Here is a 22,664-nt window from a genome sequence, read left to right as displayed (position 1 = left end):
CATATGCCAAAAGACACAATGACGGCCGGGCGGACATCGCCGAGAAGAGGGCATGCGCATGGGCAACATCTGGGCGCCGCTTGCCAGGGCGATCGCCGCCACCGGCACGGACCGGCATGTCGACTGCCTGATCGACCTGATCGGCGCCGACATCGCGCATGACCTCGTCACCGTCACCCGCTATTCGGCGACGAAGACGCCAGAATTCGTCAAGCACCGGCGGTTTTCGGACGAGATGGTCCGGCGCTACCTCGCCAGCTACTATGTATTCGACCCCTTCTACGCCTCATGGCGACAGGAGCGGCGGCTCGGCATCATGCCTTTGAGGCGGTTTGCCGACGACAAGGCCAAGCGCGGCCAATACATAGCCGGCTTCCTGGCGCAGTCGGAAATCTGCGACGAGGTCGGCATATTGCTCGCCGATGGCGGCGACTGGTGCCTGGGCATCTTCCTCGACCGCTCGACCATGTCTTTCAGGGACAGCGAGATCGCCCAATTGCAGGAACGGCTGCCAGTGTTCGAGGCGCTGCATGCGCTCGACATCAGAGCACGCCGGGCCGATTTTTCCCGCACATCGGCGCCGACCGGTCCTGGTGCCTCGCCGCAACAGAAACCGAGTATTCCAGCGAGCCTGTGGCCGGAGCTGTCGCTGCGCGAGCGGGAACTCGTCCAGCTCATCCTGGCCGGCCACCCGACCGCCAACATTGCCGAGCGTCTCGGCATCACCGTCGGCACGGTCAAGAACCATCGCCGCCGTATCTATGAGAAGCTCGACATCACCACCGAGCGGGAGCTGTTTTTGCAGTTCTTCCAGCACCAGACGGAGAAGGCGTAGTAGCGAGATCGCGTCTTTCGTTCAGCCGTTGCTGCCGCCTGTGAGATGAATACAATAAGCGAAAATCGCCCTCGCAGGCTTATGTCGGCAGGAGCCGCGGGTACGCAACTGGAGAAAATGGATGGCCAAACCGCGAATCTTCCTGGGCTCGTCGGGAAAGCAGAAGAAACTGCTCGACGCACTGACACGCGGTCTTGAAGAGATCGCGCAAGTCGAGCCCTGGACGACCTCCTTCAGCCCCGGGACGACCACGCTGGGGCGTCTCATCGAGCTTACCCGCGAGGTCGACTTCGCCGCGTTTGTGTTCGCCCAGGACGACTGGACGAGCGCGAGCCAGCCGGAATCGTCCGCTTCGGTATCGGCTCAAGCTTCTCCCCGAGACAATGTGGTTTTCGAAGCCGGGCTTTTCGGCGGTGTCCTCGGGATGCGCCGCACGTTTATCCTCCATGCGAACGGCGCCAAGCTTCCCAGCGATCTGCTCGGCCTGACCTCGGTACGGTACGGCGAGGCAGCGACCGCGGCGGAGATGAGAGCGATCAATCAAAAGCTGCGGAGCGCAATCGAAAATGAGGGCAACATCGCCCGCATAGAGGGTCTCTGGTGGCAGTTTTCCCTGTCGGAGCGCACCGCGAAGGAGCCGTCCGCGGTGAGCCTGCTGCGCATCGCGCGAAACCGCGACGGTGCGATCGAGCTGACGGGTCGCTCATGGCGGGAGAATGGCAGCCTGTCAGCGAGATACTGGAGCGAAGCGCTGAAGGAGAAGAAGGAACCCTCCGGCATCTTCTACTATTGGAACGGAGAACGGCCCCTGGACGCAAACGCGCCGCAGTTGCACGGGACAGGCGAGATCCGGCTGGAGACCGCCGATCGCGCGTCGGGCTATTTCACGACGCGCGCGGATACGCAGCCGGAACTGAATGCGCGCACCTCCGGCGTCTATTTGCGCGCCGAGGCCGAAGACTTGGCGATCCTGGACGGGCGCGACAATCAGCGGCGGGTGGAGTTGATCGCAGAGCAGCTGAGCCATTGGCAATCGATCAAGAACGGCTGACAGCGCGCAGCTCCTGGTCCACCAAGATCCCCATCGGAGGCTCCAATCCCGACTTGAACTTGGCGGACGTTGACTTCACATTCGCCGCCGACCGGGAGGAGTGCCGCATGTCGATGCGTTTCGCAGGACGGTTTGCCGGACGATCGGCCGTGATCACCGGCGGCGCCTCAGGCATCGGCCTGGCGGTGGCGCAAAGGATCGTGGCCGAAGGCGGGCGTGTCTCGGTCTGGGACCGCGATCCGGCCCAGAGCGAGCAGGCCAAGGCCGCGATCCCGGGCTTAGACGGGACGATCGTCGACGTCGCCGATGCCGAAGCGGTCGGGCGTGCCGCGCAAGAGACGATCAGGGCGTTTGGCGCCGTCGACATCCTGGTCACAAGTGCCGCCATCACCGGTCCGAACATGACGGCCTGGGACTATTCGGTGGAGGACTGGCGCCGGGTCATCGACATCAACCTCAATGGTGTCTTCTACTGCAACAGAGCGCTGGTGCCGCATATGCTCGAGCGCGACTATGGCAGGATCGTCAACATCGCTTCGATCGCCGGCAAGGAGGGCAATCCCAACGCCTCGGCTTACAGCACCTCCAAGGCAGGAGTGATCGGGCTGACCAAGTCGCTGGGCAAGGAGTTGGCCAAGACCAAGGTGACGGTGAATTGCGTCACCCCGGCGGCGGTGCGCACGGCGATTTTCAACCAGATGAGCCAGCAGCATATCGACTTCATGCTGTCGAAGATCCCGATGGCGCGATTCGGCGAAGTCGAGGAGGTGGCGGCGCTGATCACCTGGATCGCTTCCGAGGAATGCTCCTTCACCACCGGCGGCGTTTTCGACGTTTCCGGCGGCCGCGCCACCTATTGAGGCGAACAAAGCCGGCTGTGGGTTGCATGCCCGCATTTTCCCGTGGCTATATCGCAGCCTGTTTGCCGATGTGGCGATTATGACGCGCGCCGTCACTTGTCTTTGCGCGATTCCGGACGGAAAACCGTGCACACTTTTCCTGGAATTGCTCCAGCGCCTAAGGCGTTGGGCCGGAGTTGGAAGCCCTTGCAGCATCATCCCCACACTCGCTTCGGACGACCGGCTCGGGCGGCTCCGCAAGCCGCATCGGCATCCGTATCCGGAAAAGCGCGTCGAACCCTGGTGGTTTGCATCGATCCGGCCTTTCCGCCGACATCGGGCGCCGATCTCAGGAACTTCGGCAACGCCGTGGCGGCAGCCGAACTCGGTCCGCTCTGCCTTGTCTCGGTCAGACCGCTGGCCGGTCCGCCGCAACCGCTCCCAGCCAACATTCGCGTCGCGGCCCTGACTGCCGAGGGAGAACCACGCACGCGGGCGCTCGGATTGTGGAGGGCCAAGACCGAGACCCGGATTCCGCGTCCGGCGCTGGCGCGGCTCGAGGCGCTGGTTCGCGAATTTCGCCCCGACACGATCGTGGTCGAGGGCATTCCGCTGTTCAGGCTGCTCAAGCCTTTGCGGCCGCTGGCCGGGCAGCTCATCCTCGACATGCACAATGTCGAATCGGACCTCGCTGGGCAGCTGCAGTCCGCCCGGGGCGCCGGCGCACCTGACGTCAGGCGCCTCGAAAGAAAGGCGGCCGCGATCGTCGACAGGATCTGGGTCTGCTCGCGCCTCGACCGCGAGAAATTCAAGTCGGTCGTCTCGAGCACAGTGCCGGTCGATATCATTGCGAACGGTATCCCACGGGCCGAGGACATGCCCACCGCGCTGCTGGCTGCCCCTTCAGACGGTTTCCCGCTCATCCTGCTCGTCGGCCACCTCGGATACGAACCGAACATCGATGCCGCCCAGCGGCTGGCCCGCAACATCCTGCCCCGCATCCGGCAGGCGCTGCCGACGGCAAGACTCACTCTTGCCGGCCGCTCGCCCGCGCCGTCCGTACAAGCCCTGGCAAGGCTGGACGGTGTGGCGCTGGTCGAGGACCCCGACGATGTCAGGCCGCTGCTGTCGGCAGCGCATCTCAGCATCGTTCCGCTATCCATGGGCGGCGGCACACGCATCAAGATCCTCGAGGCGATGGCGTGGGGCGTGCCCGTCATCGCGACGCCGCTGGCGGCCGAAGGGCTGGACCTGGTCGAAAACGAAGAGGTGCTGCTGGCAGCTTCGGATGAAGAGTTGGCGGCGATGGCGATCGCGCTCTGCGCGGATCCCGCCCGCATGGCCCGGCAGCGCGCCCGCGCCCATGAAGCGGTTTGGTCGCGATTCGGGCCGCAGGCCATCCGCGACGCCGTCCACAGTGGTCTCGGACTGGCAGATGAAGATGCATGACGCTCCGGCCGCGCCCAGTCAGCGATCGATGAGCCGTCGATGATCCCGCCGATCCTGCACCAGACATGGAAGACCGACGCGGTCCCTGCCCGGTTCCAGGCCTATGTCGAGAGCTGGAAGCGGCATCATCCCGACTGGACGATGATGTTCTGGAGCGACCGGATGCTGCTCGAGTTCGTCGCCGAGCACTATCCGGATTTCCTGCCGACCTTTTGCAGCTACTCGCACGGCGTGCTGCGCGCCGATGCCGGGCGCTATCTGCTGCTCTACCATTTCGGCGGCGTCTATGGCGATATCGACTGCGAATGCGTGGCACCTTTCGATCCCGTGATGGGCGAGAACCGGATCGTGCTTTGCAAGGAGCCGGACACGCACACGCTGGTGCAGGCGGACTTTCGCGGGCTGCCCTACCTTTTGTTCAACGGAACGATGGCCAGCCCGCCCCGGCATCCGTTCTGGCTCGAGATCATTTCGATGCTGCCCGGACTGACCCATGCCAGGGATGCGCTCGATGCGACAGGGCCTTGCCTGCTCACCTCGGCGCAGCTCGGCCATGGCGACCAGACGGCCTTCGCGATCCATCCGTCCGCCCTGTTCACGCCCATCGACTCGTCGGGGCGCAAAGACGGCAGCGCAGGGTTGACGCTGTCGATCCATCACTGGGCCGGCACGTGGTGGACACCCGAACCTGCGCCGGGGTTGAAGAGGAGGATTCGCACCCTCGCCTACTGGACATGGTACAGGCTGACGCGCGGCGCCCATCTGGATGAGACGGCGGCCAAGCGCGGCGTCGGCCAGGCGGCTCTTTCGGCGCCGCCACCGACTGGCCCAAACATCGCCGTCCTGGTGCCGCTTCGCGACGCTGCCGACCATATCCAGCCCTTCCTCGATGCCTTGCAGCAGCTCGACTACCCAAAGGACAGGATCAAGCTCGTCTTCTGCGAAGGCGACAGCTCGGATGGAAGCTGGGAACGACTGCAGACGGCGGTGGCGCCACTGGCCGGGGCGTATCGCGGCATCGTGCTGCTGCAAAAACAGCTCGGCAGCGCCAGCCTTGACCGCGCCAAGCGAGCGATGCCGCGGCTGCAGCGCAGCCGGCGCGGCAACATCGCCAAGGTCCGCAATCACTTGATCGATCAGGGGCTGGACGCCGACGATGACTGGGCGCTGTGGATCGACATCGACGTCTGGCGATTCCCGCCTAGCATTGTGAGCCGGCTTATCGGAGCCGGGCATCGCATCGCGGTGCCCAATTGCGTGAAGATCGCCGGCGGCGACAGTTTCGACCACAACAGCTTCGTCACAACCCGCCATTCGAAGGACTACCGTTACTACCGCGCAATCCGCAACGGCATTTTCCAGCCTGCCACCGGCGCACCGGGTCGGCTCCTTCTCAGCGACGTCCGGCATCTCGAGAAGATCGGCCTCGACGGCGTCGGCGGAACCATGTTGCTGGTCGATGCCGCGCTGCATCGCGGCGGTCTTCGTTTTCCCGAGCTTCCGTACCGGGACCTGATCGAAACCGAAGGCTTTGGCGCCCTTGCCAACGATCTGGGCATTAGGCCGATCGGTCTTCCCAAGCTCGAGATCCTGCATGTGCCGTGGTGAGCCAGCGGTGCCGTCTCCGCCCGACTCTTTGCTTTGCGCAGTTCCGGACGGAAAATCGCTACGCACTTTTCCTGGAATTGCTCTTGCCTCAGTCGTGCAGCTCTCGCGAGATCGGCGGGCCGACCGAAAAGTCGGCGAAGGTGACCTCAAAGCCTTCGCGCTGCGGCGAACAGCACATCATGCCGATATCGACCGACTTCGAGGGCGGGAAATAAGCAATTCGCACCGGCTTCCAGTGGCCATTTGAAGCGTCCAGATACTGGACACGGATGGCTTCGGCGTGGCGGGTCAGGCGGATCCTGACGCCATCAGGGTCGGCCGGGATGCTGACCAGCGACCAATCGGACGTGTCGTTGGTGACGACGACGGAGAAATAGGCCAGCCCGTCGGTGTATTCGATGCCGGCCTTGATCCAGTGCGTTTCGCTGAGCCGGACCATCAGTCCGGCCTGGTCGTAGAGCACCTGGTAGTCACCCTTGACCGTGACCTCGGCGCTGAAATCGCCCGTTACCGGGCGATACAGGAAATGGCCGTTGTCGCGCCGGAAGCCGTAGAAGGTTTCGCGCCAGAAGTCGGTCTCCTTGCCGGTGCGCACATGCACGGCATTGTCGCCGAATTCATGATGCGGCGGCGGGTTGAGCCAGGTCAGGTCCGCATTGACGGATATCATTGGCTCAGCCGTTGATTAGCCAGCAAAAGTATAGGCGGTTTTCACCGTGGTGTAGAACTCCGTAGCATAGCGGCCCTGTTCGCGCGGGCCGTAGCTCGATCCCTTGCGGCCGCCGAAGGGAACGTGGAAGTCGACGCCCGCCGTCGGCAGGTTGACCATCACCATGCCAGCCTCGGAATTGCGCTTGAAATGCGTGGCGTGCTTGAGGCTCGACGTGCAGATGCCCGAGGTCAGGCCGAAAGGCGTGTCGTTGGCCACGGCAAGCGCCTCGTCATAGTCCTTGACGCGGATGACGTTGGCGACCGGTCCGAAAATCTCCTCGCGCGAGATGCGCATGGCATTGGTGGCGCCGGTAAACAGCGCCGGCCTCAGATAGAAGCCGGGCGTTGCGGCATCGAGCCGCTCGCCGCCGAAGGCAAGCTCGGCGCCTTCCTGGCGGCCGATGGCTATGTAATCCTCGTCCTGCTTCAGCTGGGTCGCGTCGACGACCGGGCCGATCTGGGTCCTGGCGTCCAGAGCGTCACCGACGACGAGCTTTTCCATGCGCTCCTTGAGTGCCGCGACGAAGCGGTCGTGAATGCCGTCGGTGACAACCAGGCGAGAGGACGCCGTGCAGCGCTGGCCGGTCGAGAAATAGGCGCCGTTGATGGCGCAGTCGACGGCGACGGAAAGGTCGGCGTCATCGAGCACGACGAGCGGGTTCTTGCCGCCCATTTCGAGCTGGAACTTGCGCATGTGCTCGACGCTTGCAGCGGCAACACGCTTGCCGGTGCCGACCGAGCCGGTGAAGGTGATTGCGTTGACGTCAGGGCTGTCGAGCATGGCCTGGCCGACCACCGAGCCCTTGCCCATGACCAGATTGAGCACGCCCTTTGGCAGGCCGGCGCGATGCAGGATATCGACGATGGTCCAGGCGCTCTCGGGAACCAGTTCCGCCGGCTTGAAGACGATGGTGTTGCCGTAGGCGAGCGCCGGCGCGATCTTCCAGGCCGGAATGGCGATCGGGAAATTCCACGGCGTGATGATGCCGACGACGCCGACCGCTTCGCGCGTGATCTCGACGCCGACGCCCGGCCGAACGCTGGGCACCAGCTCGCCCGAAAGGCGCAGCGTTTCCCCGGCGAAGAAATCGAAAAGCTGGGCGGCGCGGATGGTCTCGCCGATGCCCTCGGCCAGCGTCTTGCCTTCCTCGCGCGCCAGGTTGCGGCCGATCTCGTCCTTGCGGGCCATGATCTCGTCGGACGCCTTCTTCAGCACCGCATGGCGGGCCAGAGGCGCCGAACGCGACCAGGCGGGGAAGGCGCCTTTCGCCGCGGCAATCGCCTGTTTGGCCTGCTCCGGACCGGCGGAAGCGTATTCACCGACCACATCGCCCGTATTCGAGGGGTTGATGTTGCGGGAGCCGGCCTCGCCCAGCCACTCGCCGTCGATGAGGTTTTTGCGGAACAGGGTCATGGTCTTTCCTTGTGGTGGTTCGCTGGTGGCGCCGTCTGCCGGGCTTCCTACCACCCAGTCATCCATCGCCCAAGTCATTTATCAGACAAATAGCGACAGAGTGAGGCCCTTTCAAATCGGACCCTCGATAGCCCATGACGCGCGCAGGGGAAAGCCCGCGCGTGTCGCCCTGGAGATCGGAACGAAATCAATGTGCCTGGTCTCAGACCGCGAAGGACCAGAACAGGCAGGCCAGCGTCGCCGCGGCAAAGACGACGAAGAACAGGCTTCTCAGCAGGACGTTGCGGCGAAGCTCGTTCATGGTGAGATGGGCGGCGACGACGGCCGCGACAAACAGGAACCGCCAGTTGATCAGCGCCCACAGCACGCCGCCCTGGCCGAAGGCCCATCGGGCGACGAGGCAGCCGACAATGGTCGCAAACAGCGCGATCGTTGCCCAAAACAGGGCATCGGCGGCATTGGTCAGCACAATGCTGGCGGCGCGGATGGGGAGGATCATCATCAAGAGCGCGCTGAAGAAATAGACGGCGGCCAAAGACAGAAACGAACCGGCATCGGCAATGCCGTCGAGGCGCTTCACGCCGATCGCGCCATAGGGATAGCCGTGTCTGGCCACCGCAAGGCTTAGCGCCATGAGCAGAGCGGTGAGCACCGCGACCAGTGCGAATGTGGTGAGGGCCTTGCTCATGCCGTTCCTTGTTCAAGAGCCCGATCTGGGCGAATCAACAAGGACGATTTTAGCGCACGGTTTTAAAATTGGCCGCAGGCTTCAGGTCACGCGGCCGCGCCAATCGTCCCGATAGCCGGCCAGCCCGGCGAAATGCGAGGCGCGCACCGGCTCCGGCGCTTCTGCGGCAAAGTCGCGGCCGACGCTCTCGAAGGCGAGCGCCGCGGCTCCCGTGGCGCTGCCTTCGAGCGTCGCACCCTGCAGGAAGGCCTGGCCGGGGCGCAGTTGCGCCAATAGGCTGGCGAGCAGGCCGCCGGTGTTCAGCCCGCCATCGACGATGACGGTGTTGTGCGAATGGATCAGGTCGAGGCAGAAATCGACCATCAGGGCCACATAGAGCAGCGCCACGGCCGCGCGCTGTTCTGCATTTGGCGTGCCGCCGACGATTTCGCCGCGACGGTCGGGCATCGGCCCGCCCGGCGCGAAGCTCGGCAGCGCCATCATGCCGGCGTCGATCGCCTGCTGTATCGCGGATGGCGCGATCGCGCCTTGCCAGCCGCCGCTGATGGTTGCGAATTCGCGCCCGCCCATGAAACGGATTGTCGGCACCGGGCCGCCATCGACATCGACATTGACCAGCATGTCGCGGTCGCGGTCGAGCGCCTCGAGCGGGCAATCCGGATTGAGCACGACGACCCAGGTACCGGTCGACACGACGGTGAGCGGTCCGAGCTGCTGCCGACGATAGGCGTGGAGCGCGGCATTCGAGTCATGGACACCATTGTGGATGGCGATCGGCCGCGCGGCTTCACCGAACCGCTGCTCGCCGATGACAGCGCCGGCGCGCGCGAAGGCCGGCATCTGGCCGCGCCAGCCTTCGGCGTCGACCAGCGAGGAGAAGTCGCGCTGGCGCGGCGCCCACAGATGCGAGTGGCAGCCGAGATAGGAAACTTCCGAGACCGCCCGGCCGCCGAAGCGCCAGCTCCAATATTGCGGATAGCCGAGGATCGATGTCGCGGCCGTGAAGGCGCGCGGCTCGACCGCCTTCAGCCACAGCATATGGCGGCCGTAGTTGAAGCCGAGCGGCAGGCGCGGCGAGAAGGTCTCGGCGAAATCCGGGATGTTGCGATCGATTTGCGCGGCGATGTCGGCCGGTGGTTCCTGCTCGTAGTCGAGGATCGGATGCGTCAGCGCCGTCTCGTCGACCAAAGCGAAGGTGCAGCCATGGCCCGACACCATCAGCCCCTCGACCCGGTGGTGGTCGACAGCGTCGGCAACGGCACGAACCGCCCAGTCATGCAACGCCGCCTCATCGAGCACGCTGAAACCGCCCTCGCGCGCCCAGGCAGGCTTGGTCCTGCGCTCGTCGAGAATTCGCCCATCCTGATCGAAGACGAACAGCTTGGAATTGGTCTTGCCGAAGTCGAGCACCGCCACATTCACTGGATGGCTCCCGGGGCGATCCGCACCATCACGCCAGCGTCCTCCAGCATGCGTGCATCCGCGTCGGAGAGGCCGTCATCGGTCACCAGCGTGCCGATGCGCGACAGCGGCAGCGCCACGTTGCGCGCATGGATCGACAGCTTGCGGCTGTCGGCCAGCACCACGATCTGGTCGGCGCAGGGGCTGAGGTCGACGATGGAGCGCACCAGCAGCGGATGCGATTCCAGCACACCTTCCTGGCAGAGGCCTTGCGCGCCGATGAAGAATTTGGAGGCATAGAAGGGCACGGCCTGGGTGAGCGAATGGATGATGCCGGGCTCGCGGTGCAGGTCGCCGCCGGCAATCGTCAGGCTGCAATGACCATGGTCGCTGAGATAGGCCGCTAAAGGCATCGAGTTGGTGTAGAGACGGATATTGCGGTCGGCCAGCCTGACGCCGAGATGGAAGCAGGTCGAGCCGCCATGGACGATGACCGCGTCGCCATCGCTCACCATGGTTGCGGCGAGGGCGGCGATCCGCCGCTTGGCCTCTACCGCGAGATCGCGGTTCTCGTCATAGGGCCTGGCATAGGCGACGCCGGTCTGCGAGGCGCCGTCGAGCGCAGAGATGCCGCCATAGACCTTGCGGGCCTCGCCAGCCTCATCGATCTTGTCGATGTCGCGCCTGACCGTCGCAGCAGAAACACCAAGCCGTTCCTGCAAGTCGCGCACCGAGGCGAACGGGCGATCCCTCAGCAATTCGACAATCTGACGCTGGCGGCCGGAGTCGCTCAATTTTTTGCTCCCGGGATGCCATTTCGGCATGAAATTTGGTTTAACTTACTCAAAACAAATCGGATTTCAACGCCGGTTTGACGAATATAGATCACAGTTGACGTAGATCGCTCGCATCTGCGATATCAACTCCGGTCCCGGCGACGGGATTTGGGCGAAACCGGCCGAGGCGCTGGAGAAAGCTCAACGCGGTCGGCAGCCAACAGAGGACGGATGACATGGCGCCACTTGCCATCGGCATCGACATCGGCACCTCGGGTGCACGCGCCGTTGCCATGCGTCCGGATTTTTCCATTACCGCGCAGTCCACCGTTGCCCTCGAGCGATTTGGCGCGAACGGCCGCGACCCCGCCGTGTGGTGGGAAGCGGTCGCGTCAGCGCTGGCGGAACTGCTGGTGGGCATCGATCGCGCGGCGGTGCGCTCGATCGCCGTCGACGGCACGTCGGGCACGTTGCTGCCGGTCGACAATGCCGGGCGGCCACTGGCCGAGCCGCTGATGTACAACGACAGGGTTGCAGACGACACCATCCTCGCCGCGGTCGCTCGCGAGGCACCGGAGACGAGCGCCGCGCACGGCGCAACCTCCGGGCTCGCCAAGGCGTTGTGGTTCCAGCGCCAGACCGGCGTCGCTCGAATGCTGCACCAGGCCGACTGGATCGCCGGGCGGCTTTCCGGCCGCTTCGACGTCAGCGACGAGAACAATGCGCTGAAAACCGGCTACGACGTCGAGGCCCGCCGCTGGCCGAACTGGATCGCGGCCACCGGCATGCGCATGGAGCTGCTGCCCGATGTCGTCGCGCCAGGCAGCGTGACTGGCAGGCTCACGCCAAGCGCCGCCGACCTGTTCGGTCTGTCGCCTGACGTGGCCGTGGTCGCCGGAACGACGGATGGCTGCGCTTCGTTTCTGGCGACGGGCGCGGCGGTCGCCGGCGACGGCGTCACCGCGCTAGGATCGTCGCTGACCATCAAGATCCTGTCCGACCGGCCGATCTCGGCGCCGCGCTATGGCATCTACAGCCACCGCCTGGGCGATGCCTGGCTGGCCGGCGGTGCGTCGAATTCCGGCGGCAAGGTGCTGGCCCAGCATTTTTCGCTCGCGCGCATCATCGAACTGAGCGCAGCGATCGGTCCGGAGACGGAGACCGGCCTCGACTATTATCCGCTTGGTACGCCCGGCGAGCGCTTCCCGATCGCCGACCCGACGCTACCGCCGTGCCTCGAGCCGCGACCCCAGTCCGAAGCCGACTATCTGAAGGCGATGCTGGAAGGCATCGCGGCAATCGAGGCACTCGGCTATCAGCGGCTCGCCGAGCTCGGCGCGCCCAGGCTAACCTCGGTCCGGAGCGTCGGCGGTGGTGCCGCCAATGCCGCCTGGACCGCGATCCGCCAGCGCAAGCTCGGGGTCGATTTCCTGCCGGCGCTTTCCGACGAGGCCGCCGCCGGCACGGCGCGGCTGGCGCTGATGGGCGCAAGCGAAGCGGGGTTGTTGTGAGCGCGAAACAGGCAAAACACCTCGACGGGATCGGAGCGCTGGCCGAGCGCTACGAGGTGTTCCTGCTCGACCAGTTCGGTGTGCTGCATGATGGCCAGCAACCCTATCCGGGCGCGGTGGAGGCGCTGTCGGCGCTGAAGCGCGCCGGCAAGACGGTGGTGCTGATCTCGAATTCCGGCAAACGGGCGGAACCCAACGAGCGGCGCCTGCAGAAGCTCGGCTTCGAGGCAGGAAGCTGGGATCATTTTGTCTCGTCCGGCGAGGTGGCATGGCGCGCCTTTCACGCCATGGCGGCATCCGAAGAGTTACGCCCGGGTACGAAATGTTTGCTGATCAGCCGCGACAGCGACCGCTCGGCAATCGAGGGCCTGCCCTTGACCCTGACCGACAGCGGCGGCAATGCCGAGCTGGTGCTGATCTCGGCCAGCGAAGGCGATCGTTTCGACCTCGACCACTATCGCACGCTGCTCGGCCCGGCGGCGGTGAAACAGGTGCCGTGTTTCTGCACCAATCCCGACAGGATCATGCTGACAGCGGTCGGACCGCGCTTCGGCGCCGGCGAACTCGCCGATCTCTATGAGAGCCTCGGCGGCAGTGTCACCCGCATCGGCAAGCCCTATCCCGCGATCTACGACGCGGCGCTGGCGCTCGCCGGCAATCCGGACCGAGCCAGCGTGGTCTGCGTCGGCGACAGCGTCGAGCACGACATTGCCGGCGGCGCCGGCGTGAGCGTCGCCACCGCGCTGGTGCTGTCGGGCATACTGGTTGATGTCGCCGACCTGGCCGGGGTTTTCGACCGGGAGGGCGCGTATCCGGACTACACGCTGGATGCGTTCCGCCTGCGCTAAACTAGCCGATACGGTTCCCGTTCGCCGGATCGAAGAGATGCAGCGCCGTCGGATCGGCGGCAAGCCGCACCATGTCGCCTGGCCGGACATTACTGCGCCCCATGACGAACACGCAGACCTGCTGGTTGGCGAGCTTGACATAGAACTGTGTCGACAGGCCGAGTGGTTCCACCACTTCGACTTCGGCCTTGAGCGGCCCATCTTCGGAGAGCTGGATGTGTTCCGGCCTGAGCCCGACGGTCAGCGCATCGCCATCCTTCAACGGCAGGCCATCGGGCAGTCTCAGTTTCTGGCCGTCAGCCAGTACGGCGTCGACCTTGCCACTTTTGCTGACCTTTGCCGGCAAAAAATTCATGCCGGGTGAGCCGATGAAACCGGCGACGAACATGTTGATCGGCCGGTCGTAGAGCTCGAGCGGATGGCCAACCTGCTGCACATAGCCGTCATGCATGACGACGATGCGGTCGGCCATTGTCATGGCCTCGATCTGGTCGTGGGTGACATAAACCGATGTGGTCTTGAGCTGCTGGTGCAGCGCCTTGATTTCGGCGCGCATATGGACGCGCAGTTTGGCGTCGAGATTGCTGAGCGGCTCATCGAACAGAAACACCTTGGGGTCGCGCACGATGGCGCGGCCCATTGCGACGCGCTGGCGCTGGCCGCCGGACAGCTGGCGCGGCAGGCGGCCGAGGAAACTGTCGAGGCCAAGCCGCTTGGCGGCCGCACCCACCCTGGTGTCGATCGTCGTCTTTTCGGCCTTCTTCAAGAGCAGGCTGAAGCCCATGTTCGACGACACGTCCATATGCGGGTAGAGCGCGTAGGATTGGAACACCATGGCGATGTCGCGGTCCTTCGGAGCGACGTCGTTGACCAGCCGCTCGCCGATGCGGATCTCGCCACCCGAGACCTCCTCCAGCCCGGCGATCATACGCAGCAAGGTCGACTTGCCGCAGCCGGACGGGCCGACCAGCACGACGAATTCGCCATCGGCAATTTCGAGGTCGACGCCGTGCAGGATGCGCAGCGAGCCGTAGTCCTTCTCGACATGTTGCAGCGTGACGGAAGCCATCGATTATCCTTTGACCGCGCCGGCGGTGAGGCCGGTGACGAGATAGCGTTGCAGGAAGGCGAAGAAGATGCAGACCGGGATCAGCGCCAGGATGGATGCCGCCATCATCTGCCCCCAGTCGACTGCGAACTTGCCGATATAGGTGAGCAGGCCGACGGCGAACGTCTTCTGGTCATCACTGGAAATCAGCATCAGGGCGAACAGAAGCTCGCTCCAGGCGGCTGTGAAGACGAAGCCGAGCGTGGCGCCCATGCCGGGCAGCGTCAGCGGCACGATCACCTTGCGCATCGCCTGGGCCCGCGTGCAGCCGTCGATCATCGCCGCTTCTTCGAGGTCCTTGGGGATGCCGTCGAAGAAGGACTGCATCAGGAAGGTGGCGAAGGCGGTGTTGAAGGCGGTGTAGATGATGATCAGCCCGACCAGGCTGTTGGTGAGGCCGAGCTCTCCCATGACGCGGTAGATCGGCGGGATGACCATCACCAGCGGGAAAGTCTGGGTGAGCAGGAGCAGGATCGCCAGCGTCGCCTTGCCACGGAAGGTGAAGCGCGACATTGCGTAGCCAGCAAGCGTGGCGATGACCGTGACGAATGCCGCCGTCGACACCGAGACGATGACGCTGTTCATGAAATAGCGCGGGAAGTCGGAGGCTTCGAGCACGGTGACGAAATTCTGGAACGTCGTCTGCGACGGCCACAGTGTGATGCCTTCGGAATAGAGCAGCCGTTCCGGCGTCACCGAGATCTTCAGCGTCCAGAAGATCGGGAACAGCGCAAAGATCATGTAGGCCGCGATGGCGCCGTAGAGGCCGATGCCGCCGACGATGCGCGAGGAAGTGGAGCGTCCGGCGATCATCAGACGTGCCTCACCAGCAAGCGGCGTATGGCGATCAGCGCCACCGCATAGGCAATCAGCAGCACCAGCAGCAGCACCGCCACCGCCGAGGCATAGCCCTTGTCCAGCGACTTGAAGGCGCTGACATAGATGTAGACCGGCACGGTGCTGGTCGAGCCGGCCGGCCCACCCTCGGTCATGACGAAGATCAGGTCGGCGAAGGTGGCGATCCAGATCGTGCGCAGCATGACGGTGATGACGATGGTCGGCGCCAGGAACGGCAGCGTCACCTTGGTGAAGCGCTGCCAGGGCGAGGCGCCGTCGATGGCGGCGGCCTCATGCAGTTCCGACGGGATCGACTTCAGCGCCGCCAGCAGCGTGATGGCGAAGAACGGGATGCCGAACCAGATGTTGGCGATGATCGGCCCCCACATGGCGGTAGCCGGATCGGACAGGATGTTGGTCGGCTCTGCCTTCAGCCCCAGCGCAAAGAGCCAATGCGGCAAGGGCCCGATGATCGGGTTGAACAGCCAGGCCCAGGTGAGGCCCGAAAGGAAGGACGGCACCGCCCAGGGCAGGAACACCACCGCCTGCACCAGTTTGCGGCCCGAGAATGGCTTGTCGAGCAGTAAGGCCAGGCCAAGCCCGAGGAAGAACTGGAAGAACAGACTGGCGACCGTCCACCATAGCGTGTTGACGAGCGCCTGTCCCAGCACCTGGTCGGACAGCATCGTTTCGTACTGGCCGAGGCCGACATATTCCGACCTGAAGGCGGAGAATTTGCGGAACGAGTAGCTGATGCCGATGATCAGAGGCACGAGAAGCACGACGACCAGCAGAACGATAGCCGGCGAAAGATAGAGCCAAGGCTCTATGGCGGCGTGAGATAGCCGTTTGCGTCGCGGCTTGCCTGTGGGTCGTATTGCGGACACGGCATAGGTCATCGGCTTCTGGATCGTCTCCTGGAGCAGCGTCGGGGACAGCGTCCTTCTCCCCGGTTACGGGGAGAGGATGCCGGCAGGCAGATGAGGGGCCGAGCCAGCGTTGCAGACGTCGCGCCGCCCCTCATCCGTCAGTTCGTGCCACCTTCTCCCCGTGAACGGGGAGAAGGAAGAAGCTGGCCTACTTCTTGTTCTTGGCCATCCAGTCCTGCTGCTCCTTGGTCAGGAACGCGGCCCATTGGTCGGCCACCTCCTTGGCCGTCTTCTGGCCGAGCAGCACTTCCTGGAAGTTCTTGATCGCCACCTGGTCGACGAAGTTGCCGAGGTTCTCCAGATGCGTCGGCGGCGTCACCATTTCATATTTGGAGCTGTCGCTCAGCTCCGTGAACCAGCCCTTGAACTGCTCGGTCTTGAAATGGGCATCCTGATCGGCGCCGTTGTGGATCGGGACGACACCGACTTCCTTGGCCCATTCCAGATTGTCCTTCGGCGACAGCAGCGTCGCCATCAGCTTCCAGGCATCGTCCTTGTGCTGGGAATTGGCGAACATCGCCCAGCCGGCATAACCGAGCGTCGGATAGGACTTGCCGCTCGGCCCGACCGGCAATGGCGCCACGGCGAAATCGTCGGCGCTCATCTTGTCGGCGATGCCGAGCAGCGCATCCGGATCCTGGTTGAGCATGGCGCAGGTGCCGGAATAGAAGCCGGTGACGGTTTCATTGAAGCCCCAGCTTACCGCATCCTTCGGCGCCAGGCCGTTCTTGTACATGTCGGCCAGCATCTGCAGGCCCTTGACCGAGCCTTCATCGTTGATGGTCGAGGTGCCATCCTCGTTGAAGTAGCCGCCCTTGCCGGCGGCAATGTTCATGAACATGTGCATGCCGTTGAAGGCGCCGGGGCCGCCACGCAGGCAGTAGCCATATTTTCCGGGAATGGCCGAGATCTTCTTGGAATCCTCGACGAATTCATCGAGCGTCGCCGGCGGGCCGTCGAGACCGGCCTCCTTGAACAGCTTCTTGTTCCAGAACAGCGCGTTCACATAGTAGCCGTAGGGGATCATGAACTGGGTGTTATTGACCGTCGAGCCGAACTGCTTGGCGCGGTCGCCAAGCGTCTTGGCGTCGTCCCACTTGGCCATATAGGGGCCAAGGTCCTCGAGCTGGCCGTTGGTGGCATAGAGGCCTATCCAGCGCTCCGGCATCTCGACGATGTCGGGCGTGTCGCCGGCCTGCACCATGGTGAGGAACTTCTCGAACGCCTGGCCCCAGGGCAGCGAGACGAGCTCGACCTTGACGCCCGGATTGGCGGCTTCGAACTCGGCGATCTGCTTCTTCAAAAATTCGGTGCGCGGCGGGCTGGTGATGACCTCGACCATCTTGAGCGTCGATTCGGCCATTGCGCTGCCGGCGGAGATCGCCAGTCCGGCGACGGCGGCAAGCATGAATGTCAGTTTTTTCATGTTCGGTACTCCCATTTTGAACTGCCTCGTTATTTTTTTGCTTTGTCGAAGGCTTGGGCGATGTCGGCCCAGAGATCCTCGACACTTTCCAATCCGACGTTGAAGCGGATGGTTCGGGGGCTGACGCCGAAGCGCGCCATCGAATTCAGGCCCGGCGTCTGCTCGAGCGTGGCCTTTGCCGGGACGACCAGGCTCTCGTGACCGCCCCAGCTGACGCCGATGCGGAAGAATTTAAGCGCGTCGACGAAGGCCGGAATGTCGACATCCTCCGTCACCTCGAAGGAAAACAACCCGGCATAGCCGGCCAGCGTCGCCTTGCCCGGATGGTTGGAATAGGCCGGGTGGTTGACGCGCTCGACCTGGCCGTGCGCCTTCAGCCGTTCCGCGAGGATGAGCCCGCTCTTCATGTGATGCGGCAACCGCAGCGGCAGCGTGCGCAGGCCGCGCAGCAAGAGCCATGCCTCGAACGGCGACAGCTTGCCGCCGAGCGAGGAATAGGTCTGCTCGTTGATGCGGCCGATATGGGGCGCCGAACCCGCCACCACGCCCGCGACGGTGTCGCTGTGGCCGCCGAGATATTTCGAGGCCGAGTGAAGGACGAGGTCGACGCCGTGCGAGATCGGCTTCTGGAACACCGGCGTCGCCCAGGAATTGTCGATGCTGGTGACGATGCCCTGTTCCTTGGCCAGCCGCGTCAGATGCGCGATATCCTGCAGCTCGAACATCATCGAGGTCGGGCTTTCCAGGTAGAGCAGCTTGGCGCCGGGCAGTGCCGCCGCGACCGCGTCGGGGTCGGAGCCGTCGACATAGTCGACCTTGATGTTGAGGCGCGGGAACAGCCGCTCGAACAGCCGGTAGGCGTCACCATAGCAGTTGCGCACGGCGACGATGCGCTCGCCGGCGCCGACGAAGGCAAGCACGGTGGCGCTGATCGCCGCCATGCCGCTGGAAAAGCCGCGTGCGGCTTCGGCGCCTTCGAGCGCTGCGACGCGCGCCTCGAACTCCATCACCGTCGGGTTGTCGCCGCGCGAATAGATCGGCTGGCGGCGGCGGCCGGCAAAAGTATCGGCCATCTCGGCATAATTGGCGAAGGTGAACAGCGAGGTCTGATAGATCGGCGGCACCACCGCACCGCCGGGGAACGGATCGTCATGGGCGAGGAGCGTCGCCGCCTCGGCGAGGTAGTCGCTGCCAAAAGTGCCTGGGTCGAAGCCGGTGGGGTGCTCGTTCATTTTCGATCCGAAAGTTTGAGATTGGCGGCGCCGCGCTTCAGGTCGTTCTCGACGGTGGCGATGAGCTTCAGCGCTTCGGCTCGAGCTCCCTCCGGGTCGTGGGCGGCGATGCAATTGAAGATGGCGCGGTGGTAGGGAAAGCTGGCATGGCCGAAATCGCGCACGCCGAGCGGATGTTCCCAGAAGCGGTGGAACAGCTCGTGCATGGCGCTGATGATCTGCTCGAACAGCGGATTGCCGGACGCGCGGTAGACCGCCTGGTGGAACTCCCAGTCTTCCTCCGACGACATGCCAGCGCGGGTCTGGAAGGCCTCTTCCATGATGTCGAGCTTGCGCTCGATCTCGGCGAGGTCGGCCTTGCCCGCCCGAACTGCGCAAAGGGCGGCGGCTTCGGCCTCGAGCGCGCGGCGGATTTCCAGCGTGCGCATCAGGCCGGTGAAATCATTGCCGCCGGCCAGTGTCAGCGGCATGTGCAGCATGTCGAGCGACACGGCCGCCTTGAGATAGGTGCCGCTGCCCTGGCGTCGCTCGACCAGGCCCAGCCCCTCCCAGCGCGTCAGCGCCTCGCGCACCGTGTTGCGGCTGACCTTGAGGCGCTCGGCGAGGATGCGCTCGGTCGGCAGCTTCTCACCGGGCTCCAGCTTTTCCTGCATGACGAAGCCGGCCAAAGCCTTCAGCACCGCATCGTCGCGGGCCGTCGTCTGGATCGGCGGAAGGAAATCGGTCACGCAGGCTGAGCCTAAAGTGGTTCAATGGTCCAACCAATTTCTGCACAGACCGACGGGCGAGTCAACCGCCGAAATGAAGCAGGGCCGAATAGCGCGGAGATGCGCCATTCGACCGGCCGGTTCAGCCATGGGCGCGTGACGGCTCGGGAACCGCGCCGGCGCTGCGCCAGCGGGCAAACATCTCCTCGCGAGCCCGCCTCGAGGCCGTAAGCCGCTCTTTTGCCTGCGCCAGCACAGCAGGCGAAGCCTGCGCGGGCGTGCCGGATCGGAAGGGAGGAGCCGGGGCATATTCGAGTGTGAGCTGCACCGTTTCGGCCTCGGCCTGGCCGAGAAGCCTGGCGACCAAGAGGAGACCGAAATCGATGCCTGAGGTGACGCCGCCTGCGGTGATCAGGTTCCCGTCCTCGACAATGCGCTCGTCGACAGGAATTGCGCCGAACTCGGCAAGGAAATCATGGGCATACCAATGCGTCGTCGCCCGCTTGCGCTTGAGCAACCCGGCCGCGCCGAGCACCAGGGCGCCGCTGCACACCGACGTGACGTAGCGTGCCTGCGCCGCGCGCTCCCGCACGAATTCGAGGACCGCCTGATCCTCCAGCAGCGCATTGATGCCTCCTCCGCCTGGAATGCACAGCACATCGAGAGGCGGGCAATCGTCGAACGTCTCCGTCGGCTCAAGGGATAGGCGGGTCGACGACATTATGGGATTGCGGTCCTTCCAGATCAGTTCCACCTCGGCGCCTTTTGCCGAGGCCAGGACTTCGTAAGGACCGGTGAGGTCGAGCTGCTGGACATTGGGGAATACGAGGATGCCGAAACGAAGGGCCATGGGAATCTCCGCAGGTTGACTCCGGCCAATCTAGGGGATCATGCTTTGGCACGATCGCCAATCACCCCTCATTTCGAGCCAAATCGCTATGCGCCGCATCGAAATCCTTGCCTATCCCGACGTCCAGCTCCTCGATGTAAGTGGGCCACTTCAGGTTTTCGCCAGTGCCAACGACTTCAAGCTGCAGGCCGGCGAGCCGGCTGCCTATGAGGTCGTTGTCGTGGCCGCCTCCCCGCGGATCAGGACGTCGGCCGGCCTCATGATCGAGACGGCGGCGCTGCCGCCGTGTGAGCTCGAAATCGACACGCTGATCGTGCCTGGGGGCTGGGGTGTTAACGCAGTCTGCGAGGATCCGAGCCTGATCGATTGGGTCATCGGCCGCTCGCGCGGCGCCACGCGAACGGCATCGGTCTGCAGCGGCGCCTTCCTGCTGGCGACGGCAGGTCTCCTCGACGGACGTCGCGCCGTGACCCATTGGGGACGCTGCGCCGAGTTCGCCCAGCGCTTTCCGGCGGTCCGGCTCGAACCCGACCCGATCTTCATTCGCGACGGCAATATCTGGACGTCCGCAGGTGTGACGGCGGGAATTGATCTCGCGCTTTCCTTCGTCGAGGCCGACCTTGGCCGGCGCATGGCTCTTGCGGTGGCTCGCCAGTTGGTTGTTTTCCTGAAACGCCCCGGCGGCCAGGCGCAATTCAGCCAGACCCTCAAATTGCAGGAAGGCGACGAGCGCTTCGACCGTCTGCATGGCTGGATCCTGGACAATCTGGGCGGTGACCTGTCGCTGCCGAACTTGGCCGACCGCGCCAATATGAGCCCGCGCAGCTTCTCGCGGCACTATCGGGACGCAACGGGCCGGACACCCGCCCGTGCAATCGAAGAGATCCGGATCGAGGCGGCGCGCCGGATGCTGGAACGGGGCCTGGCCGTCAACCAGACGGCTCGGCGCTGTGGCTTCGGCTCGGAAGAGACGATGCGGCGCGGCTTTCTGCGCGTCCTCGGCACGAACCCGCGCGACTATCGCGAGCGTTTCTGACGCACCAACCTGTAGAGAAGCGAATGTATCGCCGGGCGCGAAAGCGCTCTCCCCAAGCCTATGCGCGCTACTGCGACACCTATGCCAAATGGATTGCGCCTGGTATGCGGGCGGCCAGGCCTATGTCGATGACCAGCCGGTACGGGTCGACAAGGTCGATCTGCGCACAATCGACAAAGCGCGCTTCGAACGATCGAACCTCGATCGGCGCATCAAATCGGCGGTGCTGGTCGATCCAGGTCTCGCACAGGCCTACGAGGCACAGAGCCTGAAAGAGATCGCGGTCCCGATGAGCTTCATCAATCTGGGCAGCGCCGACACCATTCCCGAGGCGGTAATCGCCGACAAACTGGCTGCCCTGGTACCGCAAGGAACATACGCCACCGTCGCGGGCGCCGTGCACTTCAGCTTTCTGCCGGAATGCAAGCCGGGCGGCGCCGAACTGCTCAAATCGCTCGGGGAGGTCGACCCGATCTGCGAGGACGGCGGCAGCCGGTCACGTGCCGACCTTCATTCCGAGTTGATCGGCCTCATACGGAGAGCCCTGCTGCGAACCCTGAAGGATCCCATTTGATTGCATGGCGGCGTGACCGAGGTCGGTCAGCGCATAGACGCCGCGCTCGGCCCTCGCAAACCAGCCGTAGTAATTGTGCAGCAGGATGCTGGCCGCGCGTGGTGAAACGGCTTTCAAATCTCGCGGCCGCTTCGGGCCATCGGCCATGGCGGCGGCGCAAGCCAGCGCGTCCTGCCGGTAGGCGGTCATGATCGGTACGCGCGTGCTGCCGCCGGGTGCGGGATCGCCGCGCCGGCGCCGATGCTCGTCCATCAATCGCGACCGTCTCCTCGGGTCGCGCCTTGGCGGCAGCGCGGCAGGGCTGAGCAGCAGTTCGACCTCGCCCTTGCCGCCAACGCCCAGCAGGCCGAAGCCCAGGCGCCGGCACAACGCCCTGAACCGGCGATCCTGCTCGCGGCCCTTGCCGCGTGCCGACATGCACGCTGCAAGCCAGACTTCGTCGCAGGCCGCGGCGCGATCGACTGCCTGGAGCACGAGTTCGAGGTTGAACTGCAGTTTCAGCTCGCAAATGACGACCACGGGCGGCTCGCCATCGCGCACGCCGACGATATCGCAGCCGCCAATCTCGCCCTTGACGGTGAAGCCCTGGCTCTCGAGGAACCGCTTTACCGGCGTGTAGAGTGACGTTTCCTGCATAAGCAAGGCTTAGCCGATTCGGGCCAGGCTGGCACCGTGAAGACCGCGTGATGCCCGCTACGATCTACGGTGCCTGGCGCGACAAGCCTCACCAGAAACCGACGAGCGACCTCAGAAACGCTGCAGGGCCGGCCGCTTCCCGGCACAGCTTGCGAAACCCGGTTCGCCCTGTTGCGCTGATTACATCATCGTCGATGT

At 64.5% G+C, this 22,664-nt stretch carries 22 protein-coding genes; 9 read left to right on the top strand and 13 right to left on the bottom strand.

The annotated features are described in order from the left end of the window. Nucleotides 1–52: 52 nt before the first annotated feature. The 5 genes from AC04SI_RS01140 (at nt 53) to AC04SI_RS01120 (ending at nt 5,782) form a co-directional block, all read left to right on the top strand. Nucleotides 53–835: a helix-turn-helix transcriptional regulator gene (locus AC04SI_RS01140; RefSeq protein ID WP_404274996.1), complete on the top strand. Its 783-nt coding sequence runs from the start codon at nt 53–55 to the stop codon at nt 833–835. A gap of 121 nt (nt 836–956) precedes the next feature. Next, nucleotides 957–1,886 carry a TIR domain-containing protein gene (locus AC04SI_RS01135; RefSeq protein WP_404274994.1) on the top strand — a complete coding sequence of 310 codons (930 nt, stop codon included), beginning with the start codon at nt 957–959 and terminating at the stop codon, nt 1,884–1,886. Between the two features lie 107 nt (nt 1,887–1,993). Beyond that, nucleotides 1,994–2,746, top strand: a complete 753-nt coding sequence (locus AC04SI_RS01130) for an SDR family NAD(P)-dependent oxidoreductase (RefSeq protein ID WP_404274992.1) — start codon at nt 1,994–1,996, stop codon at nt 2,744–2,746. Between the two features lie 282 nt (nt 2,747–3,028). Beyond that, nucleotides 3,029–4,174 (top strand): glycosyltransferase, encoded by a 1,146-nt coding sequence (locus AC04SI_RS01125; RefSeq protein WP_404274990.1) that lies wholly within the window; start codon nt 3,029–3,031, stop codon nt 4,172–4,174. A gap of 39 nt (nt 4,175–4,213) precedes the next feature. Then, complete coding sequence (locus tag AC04SI_RS01120) at nt 4,214–5,782, top strand: glycosyltransferase (protein ID WP_488473807.1); 1,569 nt, start codon at nt 4,214–4,216, stop codon at nt 5,780–5,782. Between the two features lie 88 nt (nt 5,783–5,870). On the opposite strand, the gene AC04SI_RS01115 is transcribed toward AC04SI_RS01120, so the two are convergent. From AC04SI_RS01115 to AC04SI_RS01095, 5 genes are all read right to left on the bottom strand, one after another. Beyond that, a complete protein-coding gene (locus AC04SI_RS01115; RefSeq protein ID WP_404274987.1) occupies nt 5,871–6,452 on the bottom strand; it encodes a DUF1349 domain-containing protein in 582 nt (193 codons plus the stop codon). A 15-nt stretch (nt 6,453–6,467) separates the two neighbouring features. Further along, complete coding sequence (locus tag AC04SI_RS01110) at nt 6,468–7,907, bottom strand: aldehyde dehydrogenase family protein (protein ID WP_404274985.1); 1,440 nt, start codon at nt 7,905–7,907, stop codon at nt 6,468–6,470. 202 nt (nt 7,908–8,109) lie between these two features. Further along, complete coding sequence (locus tag AC04SI_RS01105) at nt 8,110–8,595, bottom strand: hypothetical protein (RefSeq protein ID WP_404274983.1); 486 nt, start codon at nt 8,593–8,595, stop codon at nt 8,110–8,112. Nucleotides 8,596–8,676: 81 nt separating this feature from the next. Next, complete coding sequence (locus AC04SI_RS01100) at nt 8,677–10,017, bottom strand: FGGY-family carbohydrate kinase (RefSeq protein ID WP_404274981.1); 1,341 nt, start codon at nt 10,015–10,017, stop codon at nt 8,677–8,679. Beyond that, on the bottom strand, nt 10,014–10,790 hold the full coding sequence (locus tag AC04SI_RS01095) for a DeoR/GlpR family DNA-binding transcription regulator (RefSeq protein WP_404274979.1): 777 nt from the start codon (nt 10,788–10,790) through the stop codon (nt 10,014–10,016). The genes AC04SI_RS01100 and AC04SI_RS01095 overlap by 4 nt, the downstream gene beginning before the upstream one ends. 218 nt (nt 10,791–11,008) lie before the next feature. On the opposite strand from AC04SI_RS01095, the gene AC04SI_RS01090 reads away from it, so the two are divergent. Continuing rightward, nucleotides 11,009–12,283, top strand: a complete 1,275-nt coding sequence (locus AC04SI_RS01090; RefSeq protein ID WP_488473806.1) for an FGGY-family carbohydrate kinase — start codon at nt 11,009–11,011, stop codon at nt 12,281–12,283. After that, complete coding sequence (locus tag AC04SI_RS01085) at nt 12,280–13,131, top strand: TIGR01459 family HAD-type hydrolase (RefSeq protein WP_404274976.1); 852 nt, start codon at nt 12,280–12,282, stop codon at nt 13,129–13,131. Before AC04SI_RS01090 ends, AC04SI_RS01085 begins: the two co-directional genes overlap by 4 nt. Nucleotide 13,132: 1 nt before the next feature. Here the strand turns inward: AC04SI_RS01085 and AC04SI_RS01080 are convergent, their stop codons facing one another. The 7 genes from AC04SI_RS01080 to AC04SI_RS01050 all read right to left on the bottom strand — a co-directional run bounded on the left by AC04SI_RS01080 (nt 13,133) and on the right by AC04SI_RS01050 (nt 20,220). Beyond that, nucleotides 13,133–14,200 (bottom strand): ABC transporter ATP-binding protein, encoded by a 1,068-nt coding sequence (locus AC04SI_RS01080; protein WP_404274975.1) that lies wholly within the window; start codon nt 14,198–14,200, stop codon nt 13,133–13,135. A 3-nt stretch (nt 14,201–14,203) separates the two neighbouring features. Further along, on the bottom strand, nt 14,204–15,052 hold the full coding sequence (locus AC04SI_RS01075) for a carbohydrate ABC transporter permease (RefSeq protein ID WP_404274973.1): 849 nt from the start codon (nt 15,050–15,052) through the stop codon (nt 14,204–14,206). Continuing rightward, on the bottom strand, nt 15,052–15,975 hold the full coding sequence (locus AC04SI_RS01070; protein WP_404274971.1) for a carbohydrate ABC transporter permease: 924 nt from the start codon (nt 15,973–15,975) through the stop codon (nt 15,052–15,054). Before AC04SI_RS01070 ends, AC04SI_RS01075 begins: the two co-directional genes overlap by 1 nt. A gap of 178 nt (nt 15,976–16,153) precedes the next feature. Further along, entirely contained in the window at nt 16,154–17,431 is a 1,278-nt protein-coding gene (locus AC04SI_RS01065; protein ID WP_404274970.1) for an ABC transporter substrate-binding protein, read from the bottom strand. A 29-nt stretch (nt 17,432–17,460) separates the two neighbouring features. Then, a complete protein-coding gene (locus tag AC04SI_RS01060; RefSeq protein ID WP_404274968.1) occupies nt 17,461–18,663 on the bottom strand; it encodes a PLP-dependent transferase in 1,203 nt (400 codons plus the stop codon). Continuing rightward, nucleotides 18,660–19,391, bottom strand: a complete 732-nt coding sequence (locus AC04SI_RS01055; RefSeq protein ID WP_404274967.1) for a FadR/GntR family transcriptional regulator — start codon at nt 19,389–19,391, stop codon at nt 18,660–18,662. The genes AC04SI_RS01060 and AC04SI_RS01055 overlap by 4 nt, the downstream gene beginning before the upstream one ends. A gap of 121 nt (nt 19,392–19,512) precedes the next feature. Next, the gene (locus AC04SI_RS01050; protein ID WP_404274965.1) at nt 19,513–20,220 is read right to left on the bottom strand and encodes a DJ-1/PfpI family protein; all 708 of its coding nucleotides are present in this window, start codon (nt 20,218–20,220) and stop codon (nt 19,513–19,515) included. An 88-nt stretch (nt 20,221–20,308) separates the two neighbouring features. On the opposite strand from AC04SI_RS01050, the gene AC04SI_RS01045 reads away from it, so the two are divergent. Beyond that, complete coding sequence (locus AC04SI_RS01045) at nt 20,309–21,256, top strand: GlxA family transcriptional regulator (protein WP_404274963.1); 948 nt, start codon at nt 20,309–20,311, stop codon at nt 21,254–21,256. An 88-nt stretch (nt 21,257–21,344) separates the two neighbouring features. Next, nucleotides 21,345–21,830, top strand: a complete 486-nt coding sequence (locus AC04SI_RS01040) for an alpha/beta hydrolase family protein (protein ID WP_404274961.1) — start codon at nt 21,345–21,347, stop codon at nt 21,828–21,830. On the opposite strand, the gene AC04SI_RS01035 is transcribed toward AC04SI_RS01040, so the two are convergent. Beyond that, entirely contained in the window at nt 21,753–22,466 is a 714-nt protein-coding gene (locus AC04SI_RS01035; protein WP_404274959.1) for a DUF2161 family putative PD-(D/E)XK-type phosphodiesterase, read from the bottom strand. The genes AC04SI_RS01040 and AC04SI_RS01035 overlap by 78 nt on opposite strands. Nucleotides 22,467–22,664 lie beyond the last annotated feature (198 nt).

The organism is Mesorhizobium sp. CNPSo 4689 (assembly GCF_057784325.1).
This window is presented reverse-complemented; position numbering and strand designations above follow the sequence as displayed.

Bases quoted from the DNA above. Each gene is read 5' to 3' on its own strand.
- AC04SI_RS01140 (WP_404274996.1), top strand. From the start codon at position 53: ATGCGCATGGGCAACATCTGGGCGCCGCTTGCCAGGGCGATCGCCGCC.
- AC04SI_RS01035 (WP_404274959.1), bottom strand. From the start codon at position 22,466: ATGCAGGAAACGTCACTCTACACGCCGGTAAAGCGGTTCCTCGAGAGC.
- AC04SI_RS01135 (WP_404274994.1), top strand. From the start codon at position 957: ATGGCCAAACCGCGAATCTTCCTGGGCTCGTCGGGAAAGCAGAAGAAA.
- AC04SI_RS01045 (WP_404274963.1), top strand. From the start codon at position 20,309: ATGCGCCGCATCGAAATCCTTGCCTATCCCGACGTCCAGCTCCTCGAT.
- AC04SI_RS01060 (WP_404274968.1), bottom strand. From the start codon at position 18,663: ATGAACGAGCACCCCACCGGCTTCGACCCAGGCACTTTTGGCAGCGAC.
- AC04SI_RS01050 (WP_404274965.1), bottom strand. From the start codon at position 20,220: ATGGCCCTTCGTTTCGGCATCCTCGTATTCCCCAATGTCCAGCAGCTC.
- AC04SI_RS01040 (WP_404274961.1), top strand. From the start codon at position 21,345: ATGGATTGCGCCTGGTATGCGGGCGGCCAGGCCTATGTCGATGACCAG.
- AC04SI_RS01120 (WP_488473807.1), top strand. From the start codon at position 4,214: ATGATCCCGCCGATCCTGCACCAGACATGGAAGACCGACGCGGTCCCT.
- AC04SI_RS01130 (WP_404274992.1), top strand. From the start codon at position 1,994: ATGTCGATGCGTTTCGCAGGACGGTTTGCCGGACGATCGGCCGTGATC.
- AC04SI_RS01110 (WP_404274985.1), bottom strand. From the start codon at position 7,907: ATGACCCTGTTCCGCAAAAACCTCATCGACGGCGAGTGGCTGGGCGAG.
- AC04SI_RS01090 (WP_488473806.1), top strand. From the start codon at position 11,009: ATGGCGCCACTTGCCATCGGCATCGACATCGGCACCTCGGGTGCACGC.
- AC04SI_RS01070 (WP_404274971.1), bottom strand. From the start codon at position 15,975: ATGACCTATGCCGTGTCCGCAATACGACCCACAGGCAAGCCGCGACGC.
- AC04SI_RS01115 (WP_404274987.1), bottom strand. From the start codon at position 6,452: ATGATATCCGTCAATGCGGACCTGACCTGGCTCAACCCGCCGCCGCAT.
- AC04SI_RS01080 (WP_404274975.1), bottom strand. From the start codon at position 14,200: ATGGCTTCCGTCACGCTGCAACATGTCGAGAAGGACTACGGCTCGCTG.
- AC04SI_RS01075 (WP_404274973.1), bottom strand. From the start codon at position 15,052: ATGATCGCCGGACGCTCCACTTCCTCGCGCATCGTCGGCGGCATCGGC.
- AC04SI_RS01105 (WP_404274983.1), bottom strand. From the start codon at position 8,595: ATGAGCAAGGCCCTCACCACATTCGCACTGGTCGCGGTGCTCACCGCT.
- AC04SI_RS01065 (WP_404274970.1), bottom strand. From the start codon at position 17,431: ATGAAAAAACTGACATTCATGCTTGCCGCCGTCGCCGGACTGGCGATC.